Source organism: Roseobacter insulae (genome assembly GCF_019375555.1).
In the GTDB taxonomy this organism is placed as follows: domain Bacteria; phylum Pseudomonadota; class Alphaproteobacteria; order Rhodobacterales; family Rhodobacteraceae; genus Roseobacter; species Roseobacter insulae.
On the sequence record NZ_JAHXDN010000001.1, the window covers coordinates 287,501 to 303,444 of the forward strand.

General features: G+C 61.4%; 14 protein-coding genes, 1 tRNA gene and 1 rRNA gene (1 of these 16 cut by a window edge). 5 read left to right on the forward strand and 11 right to left on the reverse strand.

Features of this window, described 5'->3' with window-relative positions:
* The 5 genes from KX928_RS01415 to clpB all read right to left on the reverse strand — a co-directional run.
* Nucleotides 1–127, reverse strand: a 16S ribosomal RNA gene (locus KX928_RS01415); it reaches 1,333 nt to the left of the window's first position.
* An 810-nt stretch (nucleotides 128–937) separates the two neighbouring features.
* Nucleotides 938–1,543, reverse strand: a complete 606-nt coding sequence (gene msrQ, locus KX928_RS01420; RefSeq protein WP_219498069.1) for a protein-methionine-sulfoxide reductase heme-binding subunit MsrQ — start codon at nucleotides 1,541–1,543, stop codon at nucleotides 938–940.
* Between the two features lie 23 nt (nucleotides 1,544–1,566).
* Complete coding sequence (gene msrP / locus KX928_RS01425) at nucleotides 1,567–2,472, reverse strand: protein-methionine-sulfoxide reductase catalytic subunit MsrP (RefSeq protein WP_219498071.1); 906 nt, start codon at nucleotides 2,470–2,472, stop codon at nucleotides 1,567–1,569.
* A 110-nt stretch (nucleotides 2,473–2,582) separates the two neighbouring features.
* The gene (locus tag KX928_RS01430) at nucleotides 2,583–3,233 is read right to left on the reverse strand and encodes an HAD family hydrolase (protein ID WP_219498073.1); all 651 of its coding nucleotides are present in this window, start codon (nucleotides 3,231–3,233) and stop codon (nucleotides 2,583–2,585) included.
* 53 nt (nucleotides 3,234–3,286) lie between these two features.
* The gene (gene clpB, locus KX928_RS01435; protein WP_219498075.1) at nucleotides 3,287–5,905 is read right to left on the reverse strand and encodes an ATP-dependent chaperone ClpB; all 2,619 of its coding nucleotides are present in this window, start codon (nucleotides 5,903–5,905) and stop codon (nucleotides 3,287–3,289) included.
* A gap of 580 nt (nucleotides 5,906–6,485) precedes the next feature.
* Here clpB and pyrF point away from each other — a divergent pair.
* Nucleotides 6,486–7,202 carry an orotidine-5'-phosphate decarboxylase gene (gene pyrF / locus KX928_RS01440; protein WP_219498077.1) on the forward strand — a complete coding sequence of 239 codons (717 nt, stop codon included), beginning with the start codon at nucleotides 6,486–6,488 and terminating at the stop codon, nucleotides 7,200–7,202.
* Between the two features lie 200 nt (nucleotides 7,203–7,402).
* On the opposite strand, the gene KX928_RS01445 is transcribed toward pyrF, so the two are convergent.
* Complete coding sequence (locus KX928_RS01445) at nucleotides 7,403–7,849, reverse strand: NUDIX hydrolase (protein ID WP_257883478.1); 447 nt, start codon at nucleotides 7,847–7,849, stop codon at nucleotides 7,403–7,405.
* Nucleotides 7,850–7,907: 58 nt separating this feature from the next.
* On the opposite strand from KX928_RS01445, the gene KX928_RS01450 reads away from it, so the two are divergent.
* A complete protein-coding gene (locus KX928_RS01450; RefSeq protein ID WP_219498079.1) occupies nucleotides 7,908–9,161 on the forward strand; it encodes a DNA polymerase IV in 1,254 nt (417 codons plus the stop codon).
* A 2-nt stretch (nucleotides 9,162–9,163) separates the two neighbouring features.
* Here KX928_RS01450 and KX928_RS01455 read toward each other — a convergent pair whose 3' ends face one another.
* Nucleotides 9,164–10,024 (reverse strand): N-formylglutamate amidohydrolase, encoded by an 861-nt coding sequence (locus tag KX928_RS01455; protein ID WP_219498081.1) that lies wholly within the window; start codon nucleotides 10,022–10,024, stop codon nucleotides 9,164–9,166.
* 148 nt (nucleotides 10,025–10,172) lie between these two features.
* Here KX928_RS01455 and KX928_RS01460 point away from each other — a divergent pair.
* Both KX928_RS01460 and ykgO read left to right on the forward strand, forming a co-directional pair.
* Nucleotides 10,173–10,247, forward strand: a tRNA-Val gene (locus KX928_RS01460).
* Between the two features lie 77 nt (nucleotides 10,248–10,324).
* The gene (gene ykgO, locus KX928_RS01465; protein ID WP_005850168.1) at nucleotides 10,325–10,450 is read left to right on the forward strand and encodes a type B 50S ribosomal protein L36; all 126 of its coding nucleotides are present in this window, start codon (nucleotides 10,325–10,327) and stop codon (nucleotides 10,448–10,450) included.
* Nucleotides 10,451–10,559: 109 nt separating this feature from the next.
* Here ykgO and KX928_RS01470 read toward each other — a convergent pair whose 3' ends face one another.
* Nucleotides 10,560–11,447 (reverse strand): DMT family transporter, encoded by an 888-nt coding sequence (locus tag KX928_RS01470; protein ID WP_308342053.1) that lies wholly within the window; start codon nucleotides 11,445–11,447, stop codon nucleotides 10,560–10,562.
* 240 nt (nucleotides 11,448–11,687) lie between these two features.
* On the opposite strand from KX928_RS01470, the gene yghU reads away from it, so the two are divergent.
* Entirely contained in the window at nucleotides 11,688–12,554 is an 867-nt protein-coding gene (gene yghU, locus KX928_RS01475) for a glutathione-dependent disulfide-bond oxidoreductase (RefSeq protein ID WP_219498083.1), read from the forward strand.
* A 43-nt stretch (nucleotides 12,555–12,597) separates the two neighbouring features.
* Here yghU and KX928_RS01480 read toward each other — a convergent pair whose 3' ends face one another.
* From KX928_RS01480 to KX928_RS01490, 3 genes are read right to left on the reverse strand one after another with little or no spacing between them, the layout of a single operon-like run.
* Nucleotides 12,598–14,277 carry an ABC transporter permease gene (locus tag KX928_RS01480; protein WP_373274782.1) on the reverse strand — a complete coding sequence of 560 codons (1,680 nt, stop codon included), beginning with the start codon at nucleotides 14,275–14,277 and terminating at the stop codon, nucleotides 12,598–12,600.
* 56 nt (nucleotides 14,278–14,333) lie between these two features.
* Entirely contained in the window at nucleotides 14,334–15,539 is a 1,206-nt protein-coding gene (locus KX928_RS01485; RefSeq protein WP_219498085.1) for a phenylacetate--CoA ligase family protein, read from the reverse strand.
* A 2-nt stretch (nucleotides 15,540–15,541) separates the two neighbouring features.
* On the reverse strand, nucleotides 15,542–15,925 hold the full coding sequence (locus tag KX928_RS01490) for a cupin domain-containing protein (RefSeq protein WP_219498087.1): 384 nt from the start codon (nucleotides 15,923–15,925) through the stop codon (nucleotides 15,542–15,544).
* Nucleotides 15,926–15,944: the final 19 nt, after the last annotated feature.

Here is a 15,944-nt window from a genome sequence, read left to right on the forward strand (position 1 = left end):
CCGTAGAGAAGGGTATATTCCCACGCGTTACTAACCCGTCCGCCGCTCACCCGAAGGTGCGCTCGACTTGCATGTGTTAGGCCTGCCGCCAGCGTTCGTTCTGAGCCAGGATCAAACTCTCAAGTTGAAAAGCATTTGCATGCTTATCCTTGACGTTCGAACCTCTGCACATCGTTCTACACCCATTACTGTAAGGTGCAGAACAGTCTCTGTTTGTTGTGCTTCAGGTTACCAAAGTAACCGGAAAGCCGTCCAAACAGTGAAGCTGACACTCCATCATCGGCCGAAGCCTAAGAGCGCGATATACAGACGTTGATCCATCGAATGAACCAAACCGCCCACATATCTCTTCAGATATTCATCAATTTCAAAGAGCGTAGAGACAAAAGTGACAGTGTGCGCCCTAACTTCTTTGGCGCGCCCCGCCTCGTTTACCTCTGGTTTTTTAGTCTTGCGTCTCGTTTCGGTCCGTTCCGTTTCCGGTCTGTCCCGCCCGTCTGGCGCCCCGTTGGTGCATCTCTGCGCCGCCGGTGAGGGGGGTTCTACGGTTAGTACGGGGTACCCGCAACCCCTTTTTTTGGAAAACGTCATTTTTTTTACATGTTTCTGCTTTTCCCTTTAAAAACAGCTATTTGCTTGCAGAAAATTTCCCGTATCAGGGCTTTTCAGCATGAAAATTACGTTTACCGAGGGTCAGGGCTTTGCCCCAAAACCCTATATATTGCGTTATCCACAACTCTACCCCCAAGACTCCCCGAGTCTTTTGGCAAATCAGGGCCGACTCGGGGCCTGAATCAGATGAATCGGGGCCGGTTCATCCGCGTCGCAGCAAAGGATTCGTCCAAATGGTCAAAAATGAATCGGCCGCGTGGGGTGACTCGCGCCGATTCCACCGTTCGCGGCTGTTCTGCCGGGGTGCAGGTCTCGCCGCAGGTCGTCAGGCGGCCTGTTTGCTGCGCGCTTTTGGCAGCCGCAGCAGCAGCAGGCCCAGAATCACGGCCATGTAAACCATTGGCTCCAGCGCCCATGTCTTGGTGAGCATGATGTAATGTACTCCGCCGAGGATCACCACAACGTAGGCCAGCCGATGAAGCTTGCGCCAACCGGCGCCCAGCCTGCGGACCGCGTAATTGTTCGACGTGACTGCCAGCGGCAGCAGCAGCACAAAGGCACCCATCCCGATGGTGATGTAGGGCCGCTTGACAATATCCGCCCAAATCTGGCTGGGAATGCCGACATCCAGCACCAGCCAGACCAGAAGGTGAAGCGTGACATAGATAAAGGCGAGCAATCCGAAGGCACGCCGGAACTTCAGCAGGTTCAGCCCGAGGTACCGGCGCAATGGTGTGATCGTGAGGCTGATGATCAGAAGCTGCAGCGCAATCTCGCCCAGCTCATGTTCGAGGGCTTTGATCGGCTCTCGCCCCAGCCCGCCGGTCTGCGCCAGATAAAGCAGGTAAGGCACGGGCAGGAGATACAGTATATAGAGCGCCCAGGACGGCACCCGGCGCGCAAACCTGTTGATCTGGTCAACGACTGACATCCACATACCCTAGCACAAACGGCTTAATAGAACTTCCGCAGGTCCATGCCTTCGTACAGGCTGGCCACGTCTTCTTCGTAGCCGTTGAACATCAGCGTCGGCACGCGTTTGGAAAACAGCCCGCCGCCGATCTTGCGTTCCGTCGCCTGAGACCAGCGCGGATGATCCACCGTTGGGTTCACATTCGCATAGAAGCCGTATTCATTTGGCAGAATCTGTTGCCACGTGTTCAGCGGTTCCTGATCCGTCAAGGTAATGCGCACAATGGACTTGATGGATTTGAACCCGTATTTCCACGGCACAACCAGACGCATCGGCGCGCCGTTCTGATTGGGAATGGTCTTGCCGTAGATGCCGGTCGCCATGATCGTCAGCGGGTGCAGCGCCTCGTCAAGGCGCAGGCCTTCGACATAGGGCCATTCGATCGTGCGGTATTTCTGTCCGCGCATTTCTTCAGGCCGGTAGAGCGTTTCAAACCGGACATATCTGGCGTCCGGTTTCACACCGGCCATCGCCAGCAGATCCGCCAGCTCAAACCCGTTCCACGGCACAACCATCGACCACGCCTCGACACAGCGCAGACGGTAAATGCGTTCTTCGATGGTCATCTCGGCCATAATGTCCCTGAAGGAATAATCGCCGGGGGTATCGACCATCCCGTCGATCGTGACGGTCCAGGGGTCCGTTGTCAGCGCGTCCGCATAGGCAACGGGATCACCCTTGCCGGTTCCGAACTCATAAAAGTTGTTGTACTGCGTGATGTCTTCCCACGCGTTCGGCTCCAGCGCCTCGTCGGCAGTCGCCCGTGCACCGATCCCGGCCAGCCCGACACCGGCGACTGCCGCTGCCATCACCTGACGGCGGTTCATGAACAGTGCCTCGGGTGTTACATCTGCCCGGGACAGCCTGTTGGTCCACCGATATGCCATCACTTACTCCTGAACAATCGCGATGCGTATGATGTAGGCAGAAGTGGGCACAGCGCCAAACCAATTCGAGTCACGAATGAGACAGGAGACTGTAACGTTTCCGTGCCGGCTCACAGACCAAGCAATGTCGGGACGTCATGCATCGACGCAAACAGCACGTCGCAGATCGGCGCCAGCCGGTCCGGATCACTCACGGCGACATAGCCCATGCAATACATTCCCGCGGCCCGGCCGGCGCGGGCGCCGCTTGCACTGTCTTCTATGACCACGCACCGATGAGGGCTGATGCCCGCAACGCTCGCCGCCTTGAGGTACACGTCCGGCGCGGGTTTGGGATTGATCACATCCTCGCGCGAATAAACGCGCCCCCGCAATCGCTCCAGCAAGCCGGTGCGCCCCAGAGTGATCTCCATTTTCCGGTGCGGCCCGTTTGACCCGACCGCATAGGGAATGCCTGCCACGTCCAGGACGTCCAGAACCGCGGCGGCCCCGGGAACCGGCTCGACCTTCGCGGCCAGTACCTCAAAGATGTCACTGTATATACTGTCCAGCCAGTCGCCGGGCAGATCGGCCCCCATGCCGCGCGCCGTTGTCATGACACCGGACATGGTGCCGCCCACGAACAGATCGACGATACGGTCAAGTGAGATGTCCAGCCCGTGACGCAGCAGGTTGTCCCGGATCACCACGTTTGTCAGCGGTTCGCTGTCCACCAGAACGCCGTCACAGTCGAAAATCACCAGATCGGGGGGGAGTATCATGAAAAAGGCCGGGTCATATGCCCGGCCTTTCTGACGTTATAACCAGGACCGCGTCAATGCACGACTGCATCGTCGGGTTTTGGCCGGTTCGTGGCCGACACCCTGTCGCCGATAAGCAGTCCTTCGGGACCCGACGAGATGCTCAGCGTATCGCCATCCTTGACGTCGCCTGCCAGCAGCATTTCCGCCAGCGGGTCCTGCAGGGCCCGCTGGATCACCCGCTTGAGCGGACGCGCACCGAAGACCGGATCATAGCCTTCGTCGGCCAGCCACTTGCGGGCATCCTTGGTCAGGTCCAGCGCGATCTTGCGCGCCGCCAGCCGTTTGAGCAGGCGTGCCATCTGGATGTCGACAATCCCGTCCATGTCCTCACGGCCCAGCCGGTCGAAGATGATGGTCTCATCCAGACGGTTGAGGAATTCCGGCCGGAAGTGCGCCCGTACCGCATCCATCACATCGCGCTTGGCGTCCGAAGCATCTGCCCCGTCAGGCAGTTGGCTCAGCGCCTGTGCTCCAAGGTTCGACGTCAGGACGATCAGCGTCTGCTTGAAGTCCACTGTACGGCCCTGACCATCGGTCAGCACACCATCGTCGAGCACCTGCAACAGCACGTTGAACACATCCGGGTGCGCCTTCTCGACCTCGTCGAACAGAACCACCTGATAAGGCCTGCGTCGCACGGCCTCGGTCAGCGCCCCGCCCTCGTCGTACCCGACATAGCCCGGAGGTGCGCCGATCAGGCGGGCCACCGAGTGTTTCTCCATGTATTCCGACATGTCGATGCGCACCATCGCGTGTTCGTCGTCAAACAGGAACTCGGCCACGGCCTTGGTCAGCTCGGTTTTGCCCACGCCGGTTGGCCCGAGAAAGAGAAACGAGCCCAGCGGGCGGTTTTCGTCGTTCAGCCCGGCCCGCGCGCGCCGCACCGCATTGGCGACAGCCCGCACCGCGGTTTCCTGACCGATGACACGCTTATGCAGCTGGTCTTCCATCCGCAACAGCTTGTCACGCTCGCCTTCCAGCATCTTGCCCGCCGGAATGCCTGTCCAGCGTTCCACGACACTGGCGATCTGCTCCGGGCGCACCGCTTCTTCGACAAGGACGTCACTTTCGTCCCGCCCTTCCGCTTCACCCAGCTGCTTTTCCAGCTGCGGGATCACGCCGTAAGACAGCTCCCCCGCCTTGGCCAGATTGCCTTCGCGTTTGGCGATTTCAAGCTCGGCACGCGCATGGTCCAACTGTTCCTTGAGATCCCGGGCACTCGACAGCTTGTCGCGCTCGGCCTGCCATTGCGCCGTCAACTCATCGCTGCGCTCCTGAAGGTCGGCCAGATCCTTTTCCAGCGTCTCAAGACGGTCCTTGCTGGCCGCGTCGTCTTCGGCGCGCAGGGCTTCCGCTTCGATCTGCATCTGGAGGATCGACCTGTCCAGCGCATCGAGCTCTTCCGGCTTGCTGTCCACTTCCATCCGCAACCGGCTTGCCGCCTCGTCCATCAGGTCGATGGCCTTGTCCGGCAAGAACCGGTCGGTGATATAGCGGTGACTGAGGGTTGCCGCGGAAACCAGCGCGGAGTCCGAAATCCGCACGCCATGGTGCAACTCGTACTTCTCCTTGATACCGCGCAGAATGCTGACGGTGTCCTCAACGGTCGGTTCCAGAACCATCACCGGCTGGAACCGCCGCGCGAGGGCGGCATCCTTTTCCACGTATTTGCGGTATTCATCCAGTGTCGTGGCCCCGACACAGTGCAATTCACCACGGGCCAGCGCTGGCTTGATCAGGTTTGCCGCATCCATCGCACCGTCGGCTTTGCCCGCCCCCACAAGGGTATGCATCTCATCGATAAAGAGGATGATCTCGCCGGCGGCTTCGGTCACTTCGGTCAGAACAGCCTTCAGCCGCTCTTCGAATTCACCGCGGTACTTCGCCCCCGCAATAAGCGCGCCCATGTCGAGCGCCAGCAGCTTCTTGTTGCGCAGGCTCTCCGGCACGTCACCGTTGACGATCCGCAACGCCAGCCCTTCGGCAATGGCGGTTTTACCCACGCCCGGTTCACCGATCAGAACAGGGTTGTTCTTGGTCCGGCGGCTCAGCACCTGCATTGCGCGGCGGATTTCCTCGTCCCGGCCGATGATCGGGTCAATCTTGCCCGCTTCCGCCCGCTCGGTGAGGTCCATCGCGTATTTCTTCAGCGCGTCGTAGCCTTCCTCCGCATTCGCAGTGTCAGCCGTGCGGCCCTTGCGGATATCGTTGATTGCCGCGTTCAGCCCCTGGGCAGTAACGCCCCCTTCATCAAGTGCGGATTTCGCGGCCGATTTCACCATGCAAAGCGCCATCAGAACGCGCTCTACCGGGACAAAACTGTCGCCGGCTTTCTTGGCCAGCGCCTCGGCCTCTGCCAGAACCTTCTGCGTCGCGTTATCGAGGTAGATCTGTGCCGCATCGCCGCTGACTTTCGGCATTTTCGACAGCGCCAGCTCAACCGCCTGCACCACCTGCGCAGGTTGTCCGCCAGCCGCCGAAATCAGGTTGCTGGCCAACCCCTGATCGTCATCCATCAATGCCTTGAGGATATGTTCGGGCGCCAGTCGCTGATGGCTGTCCCGTGTCGCGATGGTCTGGGCGGCTTGAATGAACCCGCGCGACCGCTCCGTGAACTTGCTCAAGTCCATGGTATTTCTCCTTTTCTAAAGCGTCCCGGGTGCTGCGCCCGGCTTGGCGGCGCGTCAGCGGATAGGACCTTGCGTGTTATCTGGGGGGTCTCCGGGACCGCTTCAAGAGGCTGCGGCACCTGCACCACCCAAAGTCAGAATAAACCAGGACGGATTAACAATCGCTGATCCAGATCAATCGGATTTCTCATGGGAAGCTGCGGTGGTGTTTCCCCGTTACCCGCAGCAGGCCAATGCCTATTGTTTTACCAGACACGCAGCTTATTCCACTTCCGACGCTCCGTTTCACTGATAGTACATAACGATTTGGCTTGTTCTGCCAGTTCCAGTCGTACCGCCCACACCACTAAGAGACGTCAGTTCGGGGGGTATGGCAGGCCGTAACGAAAGGGGCCTGGTTTGCCCGAAGGTCGTTTGCATCGAGGGTAAGATCAGGCCTGTTTCACGGCCAATGACGACCACTTGACCCGGAGCATGTCCTCGGCATGTCTTCCGGGTCTTTTTTTGGTCTTTTTGTCCTGCTCATAGACATGCGTCCGGCATCCGCCTAAGGAGACCCGACATCCAAGGGAGCATGAATATGAGTGATGACAGACTGATCGTGGCGCTGGATGTGCCCAATGCGCTGGCAGGCCACCAACTGGCCGAAACTCTGGGCGATGCGGTCGGCTTTTACAAAATAGGTCTCGGCATGCTGACGGGGGGCGGGCTGGCGCTGGCCAATGAGCTCAAACAGGAACACGGCAAACGCATCTTTCTCGACATGAAGCTCTTTGACATCGGCGCGACCATCGAGGCGGCAGTGCGCGGTCTTGCCCAGTTCGAGCTCGATTTCCTGACCGTTCACGGCGACCCGCATGTGGTGCGCGCGGCCAAGGAAGGCGCCGCCGGGTCGGAGATGAAAATCCTCGCGGTTACCATTCTGACCTCGCTGGACCGGGCCGATCTCGACAGCTGCCAGATCCGCGCAGGCGATGTTTCAGACCTTGTGCAAGCCCGCGCAGCCTGCGCCTTCGAGGCAGGGGCCGATGGGGTCATCGCCTCCCCGCAGGAAGCCGCGATGATCCGGGCGCTGCCGCAATCCGAAGACCGCCTGATCGTCACCCCCGGGGTGCGCCCCGCTGGCGCCGATCTGGGCGATCAGAAACGAGTCGCCACGCCAGCCAGGGCCATCGCCAATGGCGCGGACCACATCGTCGTGGGGCGTCCGGTGTGGAAATCCCCGTCTCCGCGGATCGCGGCAGAGGCTATTCTGGCCGAGCTCAACAGCCCACAGGCACACAATCCAAACCACTGAAACTGCGTCAAAAAGCCGAGTTACCCACAAGTCTTGCCGAGGCCCGGAAGACGCCTGCCCCCTCAACAAACTGTGTCCCGGAAAGCACAGAATACAGGATGTTGATGGCGCGGGTCATTCGCAGGTAGGCTCATTCGCCTTAAGGTGGTAAGTTGACGTGAGGTGATACTCCCCAACGAACCGCGTCTTCCTGAGGTTCGTTACCTCCCCCCGCTTAATGCAGCGGGGGGTTTTTCCGGGACCTGCTCCTCCAGATACATCCGCAACCGTTCCTGGAACTGCGGTATGACCCCGGGATGGGCCAGGAAATCTGATTGCGCCATCATCTGCCAGCACTGACCCTCGTCGCCCAGGCGAATGCACTTTTCGATGCTGTCCTCCATCCGGGCGACAAAGAACCAATTGGCCGTTGGCCCGGCTGTGAAGCGGCGCCCCCACAGAATGTCCTGCGCGCGCGGCAAGACGCCCAATTCCTCCGACGTTTCCCGCAGCGCACAGGCCACCGGGCTCTCACCGGCTTCGCGCCCTCCGCCCGGCAAATCCCAATACCCGGGATAGGGAATATCCGGACGGTCGTCGCGCAGCAGGGTGATGATCCGGGACCCGACCAGCAGCGCCAGCTTTGCCCCCGCAAATTCCATGTTCATTTGATCTTCGGTCGCATATGGTTGCCGCATCTCTCGAGGATAACCGATAAGCTTGCAGATGCCCGCCCTTTGCCGCGATTGCCTGACAGAATTTGACGCCGCACGCCGTTGCCCCGCCTGCGGCAGTCCGCGCATCGTGGCGCATGAGGAACTCTTCTCGCTGTCGATTGCCCATATGGACTGCGACGCCTTCTACGCCTCGGTTGAAAAACGTGACGATCCGGGCCTTGAGGGCAAACCGGTGATCATCGGCGGCGGGCGGCGCGGGGTCGTCTCGACCGCCTGTTACGTAGCCCGCATCCGCGGCGTGCGCTCCGCCATGCCGATGTTTCAGGCACTGAAACTCTGTCCCGACGCGGTGATCATCAAACCGCGCATGCAGGCCTACGTCGAGGCATCCCGGGCGATCCGGGCGATGATGGAGGAACTGACACCCGATATCGAACCCCTGTCGCTGGACGAAGCCTTCATGGATCTCAGCGGCACCGCGCGATTGCATGGCCACCCGCCCGCCGTCATGCTGGCCCGGCTGATCCGGCGCATGCGCACCGAACTGGGGCTGACCGGGTCGATTGGTCTGTCTCACAACAAGTTTCTGGCCAAGGTCGCGTCAGATCTGGACAAGCCGCACGGGTTTTCCGTGATCGGCAAGGCAGAAACGGATGACTTCCTGCGCGACAAGCCGGTGCGCATGATCTGGGGGGTGGGCCCTGCCGCGCAGGCCGCTTTCGACAAGGCGGGTATCCGGACCTTCTCCGATCTGCTCAGGTGGGAGCGCACCGAACTGATCGCGCGTTTCGGCACCATGGGCGACAGGCTGTGGCATCTGGCGCGCGGCCAGGATCGCCGTCGCGTCTCCGCCCATGCGCCGATGAAATCCATCTCGAACGAGACAACCTTTCACGAAGACACCAACGACCCCGACCTGCTGGACGGACACCTGTGGCGCATGGCGGAAAAGGTCTCTGACCGTGCGAAGGCCAAGGACATCGCCGGGCGTGTCGTGACCCTCAAGCTCAAGCGCTCGGATCACTCTGCGCTGTCACGACGGATCAGCCTGCGTGATGCCACGCAACTGGCCGATACGATCTACCGCACGGCACGGGCGCTGTTTAATCAGGTCGGCGATCAGGGGCCTTACCGGCTGCTGGGGTGCGGGATATCCGATCTGGTGGATGCGGAGGGGGCGGACCGTTCCGGCGACCTGCTGGACCAGAATGCAAAACAGCGCAGCGACGCCGAGCGCGCGACCGACAGGATCCGCGCACGCTTCGGACCGGATGCCATTCTGAAAGGGCGGGCGCTGCGCTAGCGCTATTCCGCAGCCAGCGGCATACGTTCCTGACCGATCTGCGCAATATCGGCGATCACCGCCTGCAAGGTGCGCTGCACATCCGCAAAATTCTTGGACGGCTTGATGCGCTTTTCGTCCATGTAGATGGCCCGGTCGATTTCCACCTGAACCGCATGCTGGCCACGCGACGGGCGCCCGTAGGCCTGCGTCACATATGCGCCCGCGAAAGGTGCATTGCGGGAGACGACGAATCCCGCCGCGGAAAAAGCCGCTTCGACCCGGTCCACGACATCCCCGGCGGCGGCCGCGCCAAAGCGGTCCCCCAGAACGATTTCCGGGCGTTTGGCACCTGATCGCGCGATCCCCTGCAGTGCTTCATGCGGCATCGAGTGGCAATCAATCAACACGGCCTGACCATGGTGATGCAGCGCCCGGTCCAGCAGGTTTTGCAACATGCCGTGGTAGGGGTGCCAATAATCGTCCAGCCGCTGCTTGGCTTCGATCATGCTCATCTTGCCCCGGTAGATCGCCCGGCCGTTCGCAACAACGCGCGGGATGACCCCCAGCCCCGATGAAACCCGCGGGTTGTGCCCCCGGCGACGCACCCCATCGATCAGGGCGGGGTCCAGTTCATCACTGCTGCGGTTGAGGTCAACAAATGCCCGCGGGGCACCCGCCTTGATAAAACTCGCCCCGAATTGCGGGGCGCATTCAAAGAGCTGATCGACAAAGGCATCTTCCGAAGACCGGATCGCGTGATCATCCAGTTCCGTTGCCCGCAGCAACGCCAACGGATAGTCCCGCCCGCTGTGCGGTGATGCGAAAACAACGCAGGATGAGCTGTTTTGCGGGTAAATGACTTCAAAAGCTGACTTGGGCATACCGGTTCCTCTTCAACAGACCATAGACCAAAAAATACAAAAGCCAAAAGCCCTTGATCTTAACCGCGACTCCTTTTAAAGACCCCGCTACCGGCGCGTCTCTTCGCGCCCCATTTTTATTTGGGGCCTGAAAAACCGCGTGACATAGGGGTGATTAGCTCAGCGGTAGAGCACTTCGTTGACATCGAAGGGGTCACTGGTTCGATCCCAGTATCGCCCACCACCTATTGAACTGGTTCGGAAATTCCGGATCGCCCGCAACCCGGCGCTGGCCCGCGCCACGACATGAGGAGACCGACCATGAAGGTTCGCAATTCGCTCCGCTCGCTCAAGAATCGGCACCGCGACTGCCGTGTTGTGCGTCGCAAAGGCCGCGTTTACGTGATCAACAAAACGCAGCGCCGGTTCAAAGCCCGCCAGGGCTGAACCCCGCAAGGCACTCTGACGAAAAGCCGCTCCTTCGGGAGCGGTTTTTTTTGTGGTGCACCGGCTGAAACGAAAGGCACCGCGTGTCTGCCGATACCTGCCCGGGCGGTTACGGCACCTGCCGACCGCGCCAGAGGATGAAAAGGCCCGACAGCACGATCAGGCCAGACCCCAGCAGCATGGAGAATTCCAGTCGCTCGCCAAAGACGGCGACGCCGATGGCAATGCCAAACAGCAGCCGCGTGTACCTGAACGGGGTGACGGAAGATACTTCTCCGGTGCGCATTGCCCGCATCAGGCAGGCATAGGCCGCGACGCCCGACACCACCGAGGCCACCAGAAAAAGTGATGCCATTCTGCCGGGGGTGACAAATGGCACGGCCTGCCAGGCAGAAAACAAGACACCTGCGACCACAACGGACAGAAATCCGTAAAATCCCAGGGCTGCGGTGTTCAGCGACGCGGGCGCGGCCCGGCTGGCCAGATCGCGCCCCGCAAAGCCGATCATGCCGATGACCGCCAATACCGACAGCAGCGAAAAGCTGTCCGTGCCCGGCTGAACGATGACCATGACACCTGTCAGACCGACAACGACGGCCATCCACCGGCGCCAGCCAACCTTTTCGCCAAACACAACTGCCGCACCCGCCACCACCACCAGCGGCGTCGCCTGCAGGATGACCGTCGCGGCAGAAAGAGGGGTCAGCGAAATCGCCAGCACGTAAAATAGCCGTCCGATCACTTCGAACACCGCCCGCACGCGCATCGTGCCCGAGACCGCTTCCGCGACAAACAAAGGGTCATTCCTGATGCGGGCAAGACAGGCAAAGAGACATGCGCCGCCCAAGCCGAAGATAATCAGGATCTGTCCAACCGGCACCGTCACCGAGGCTGCCTTGATAAAGGCGTCTTCAACGGCAAAGGCCGCCATGGCCGCAACCATCCAGATACTGCCGGTCAGATTGGCCTCGGCGTGCGTGTTGATGCTCTGTGTCACAAACGATCCATTCCGAAGGTTCCGAACACGATCGGCGGATGGTCCGATCGCCTGTTTCCCGTGGGGCGATGACCCAATTGTCACGACCAGTCAACGGCAAAGCGGATAGGCTGCAACCGCAGATAGGCGCCGCCCCGTGGCATCACGGTAAGTTGCACCGGGCCGGCCGCACCGGAGCCTTGCCCTGTCAAGGCAATCACTTACGTGCAATAGTCATAGTGACTAAAAAGAGAGAGCCCGATGATCGAATATACCCCGCCGAAAGTCTGGACGTGGGACGCCGAAAACGGCGGCCAGTTCGCCAACATCAATCGACCCGTTGCCGGGGCGACCCATGACAAGGACCTGCCCGTCGGCAAACACCCGTTCCAGCTTTACTCGCTGGCGACCCCAAACGGGGTCAAAGTCACGGTCTTGTTCGAGGAATTGCTGGCACTGGGGATCGAGAAGGCGGAATACGACGCCTGGATCATCAGGATTGGCGACGGCGATCAGTTCGGCAGCGGTTTTGTCGAAGTGAACCCGAACTCCAAAATCCCCGCCTTGGTGGACCGCTCCGGTGATACGCCGATACGCGTATTCGAATCCGGCGCCATCCTGCTGCATCTGGCGGAAAAATTCGGCAGGTTCCTCCCCACGGACCCCGGCGCGCGGGCTGAAACGCTGTCGTGGCTGTTCTGGCAGATGGGCTCGGCCCCGTATCTTGGCGGCGGTTTCGGCCATTTTTACGCCTACGCGCCGGAGAAATTCGAATACCCCATCAACCGCTTCGCGATGGAAACCAAGCGCCAGCTCGACGTGCTGGACCGGCAATTGGCCGAGCGTGATTTCATCGCGGGCACCGATTACACCATCGCAGATATCGCCATCTGGTCGTGGTACGGGCAACTTGTGCTGGGTCGGCTTTATGACGCCGCGGAATTCCTCGATGTCGAAAGCTACAAGAATGTCGTGCGGTGGGCCAAGGCGATAGACGCGCGCCCTGCCGTTCAGCGCGGTCGCATGGTCAATCGCAGTTTTGGCGAGCCGGAGATGCAGCTGCACGAGCGCCATGACGCAAGCGATTTTGACACGATGACGCAGGACAAAATCGGCGAGGACGCCTGACCGCCCGCTGGCGGGATGATGCAGGCCGGTCGCCCCGGGCGGGTCAGCGCTGCCGCCCGACCTGACGGCAGATCAGGATCACCGGCATAAGCCCGATTGCGACAATCACAAGACTGGGCACCGCCGCCCCCTCCAACCGTTCGTCCGAGGCCAGGCGGTAGGCCTGCACCGCCAGCGTGTCGTAGTTGAAGGGACGCATGATCAGCGTCGCGGGCAACTCTTTCATCACGTCGACAAAGACGATCAGCAGGGCGGTCAGCAGGCTGGGGGCGAGAATCGGCAGATGCACCCGGCGCAGGGTGCCGATCGCGCTCTGCCCCAGTGATCGCGCTGCGGCGTCCATATTGGACGGCACCATTGCCTGACCGCCCTCATACGCCCCCATCGCGGCCGCAAGAAAGCGCACCATGTAGGCGAGCACCAGAAGCCAGATCGACCCGGTCACCAACAACCCGGTAGAGATATCGAATGTGCTGCGCATCCAAGCGTCCAGCGTATTGTCAAAGAGCGCAAAGGGCACCATCAGCCCCACGGCGATGACCCCACCCGGAACGGCGTACCCCAGTCGGGCGATATAGGCGGCGGATTGCGACCGGCGACCGGGATGGGATCTTTGGTAGAAACCCACCAGAATGGCCGCCATCACCGTGACCAGTGCAGCGGTCGCGGCGAGGGTGACCGAGTTTTGAATGAACCCCAGGTAGCGCGGGCTGAACAGGTTCTGCTCTGACCCGATGCCCATGTTCAACAGCACGACGACGGGCAGCACCGCGCCGAACAGCACGGGAATCCCGCACAGGACAACCGCCAAAGCCGCCTTGGCCCCGGCAAGCTGCGCGGGGTCCATGCGTTGCTGCCGCCGCGAGGTGTCATGATACTGCGCCCGGCCACGCTGCGCGCGCTCCAGCATCGCCAGAAACAGGGCAAAGCTCAGCAGGCAGAGCGCAAGCTGCGCCGCGCCCGCGCGATCCGCGAGGGCGAACCAGCTTGTATAGATGCCGGTGGCAAAGGTCTGCACCCCGAAATAGGCAACGGTACCGAAGTCCGCGATGGTCTCCATCACCGCCAGCAGAACACCGCCCGCAATCGCCGGTCGTGCCAGCGGCAGGCTGATCTTGAAAAACGCGGCCCAGGCAGAGGCCCCGAGCGCGCGGGCGGCGAGGAAGGTGGTGGCGCTTTGCTGCAAAAACGCCGCGCGCGCCAAGAGATACACATATGGGTAAAGCACGAGAACCAGCATGGCCGCCGCGCCGCCAAGGGACCGGATCTCGGGAAACCAGTAGTCGCGCGGCCCCCATCCGGTGACATCGCGCAAAGTGCTCTGGACAAATCCGGGATGATCCAGAACATGGGTGTAGGCATAGGCCAGCACATAGGCCGGGAAGGCCAGAGGCAGCACCAGTGCGATCTCGAAAAAGCGCACGCCGGGAAAGCGGGTCATCGTGACCAGCCAGGCAGCCCCGACACCCAAGGCGAAGGTCCCCACCGAGACCAGAACCGCCAGCATCAGCGTGGCACCGGCATAGCGCGGCAAGACCGTTTCCATCAGGTGGGAAATCGTTTCCGTACCGCCGCTCAGGGCGGCAATCGCCACCGCCAGCATCGGCAGCAGACAGATGCCCGCAACCAGCATGGTGAGGAACGCAAAACCGCGCAATCCGTCTCTGGGTCGGCGTTTTGGGTTCGCACGCGGTTGTGGCATCAGGCTCGGCACATCGGACATAAGGGTCTTTTTCGACGGTTTTAGTCAGAATTACCAGCCCTGTTCCGATGCGCGGTTCAGGTTACTTCGTAGTCGCGCTGATCCTCGATCACCAAACCGTCTTTCGGCAGGCTGCCCGGTGACACCACCTCCACGGCGCCCTTCAGCTTCAGCGTCGCCACAACGCTGTCGGCGAAGTCCGCCGCAGCCCCGCCCGTGGCCTCGACCTGTACCGTCATCGCATCGCGCCCGTCTTCCCGGCGCGCGATGACCCGTGCCTTGACGATCTCCTCATGGCGCGCGACGAGGCGCGCAACCTGTTCCGGCCGCACGAACATGCCCTTGATCTTGGTTGTCTGATCGGCCCGCCCCATCCAGCCCCTGATGCGCATATTGGTGCGCCCGCAAGGGCTTTGGCCGGGCAGCACGGCGCTCAGATCGCCCGTCGCGAACCGGATCAGCGGGTAATCGGGGTTCAGCGCGGTCACCACGACTTCGCCGACTTCGCCGGGGGCGACGGGATCGCCGGTACCGGGGGTGACGATTTCAACGATGACCCCTTCATCGACAATCATACCCTCCATCGCGGGCGATTCGTAGGCGATGTTTCCCAGATCGGCCGTGGCGTAGCATTGCAGGCAGGCAATGCCACGATCCGCATAGGCCTGGCGCATAGCGGGAAACAAGGCGCCACCGCCCACGACCGCCTTGCGGATGCCAAGCGAAACCCCCATCGCATCGGCTTTGTCCAGCAGCACCTTGAGGTAGTCCGGTGTGCCCGCGTAGGCCGTGGACCCCACCGCCTGGGCTGCCTGGACCTGCAGTTCCGTCTGGCCGGTGCCAGCGGGCAGGACCGTTGCCCCCACCGCGCGGGCACCGCTTTCAAAGATCATGCCGGCGGGCGTCAGGTGGTAGCCAAAGCAGTTTTGCACGACGTCTCCCGGGCCGATCCCGGCGGCGTGCAGAAAGCGGCCCATGCGCCACCAGTCGTGACTGACCCCACCGGGTTCGTAGATCGGCCCCGGCGACTGGAAGACATGTGCCACATTGCGCACAGGGATGCCCCCGAAAGGCGGCTTGTCGGCCTGCCATGCCGCCAGATCGGACTTGCGCAGGACCGGCAAGCGCTGCAAATCACCGAGGTCGCCGACCGCCCCCGCCTCGATCCGGCACGCGCCCGGCGCGGCGGCAACACGTTCGACATTGGCCTTGAGGGCGGCCAGCTGATCGCTTGCGCGCGCATCGGCACTGCGGGTCTCCAGATCGTCAAAATGAGAGGTCATGGTCACTCAGCCAGTGTTTGAAAGGGTTGGTCCGCACGCAGGATATGCGTCGTGACGATCTCGATATCGGTGTCTCCCTGATTGGTCACGCCCCCGTGCACCTGACCGGCCGGGAAAAACATTGGCGTACCGGCTGGCAAGCTCACCTCCTTGCCATTGGGCATCAGGGCCGCACCGCCGACAATCATCACCGCGTGTTCGTCGCCGGGGTGTATGTGCAGGGGGATGCGCCCACCGGGTTTCAGCGTAAGCTTGGAGACGATGACAACCCGGCCTTCCACGCCGCTCAGAGGCTCTTCGCTCAGGATATCACGCGTCACAAGCTCTTCGGCGAAGGCGGGGGCCGTCATCGATGCGGCTGCGACAGCAAGTGCAAACTTTCTCATAAGTCTCTCCCAGGTTTCA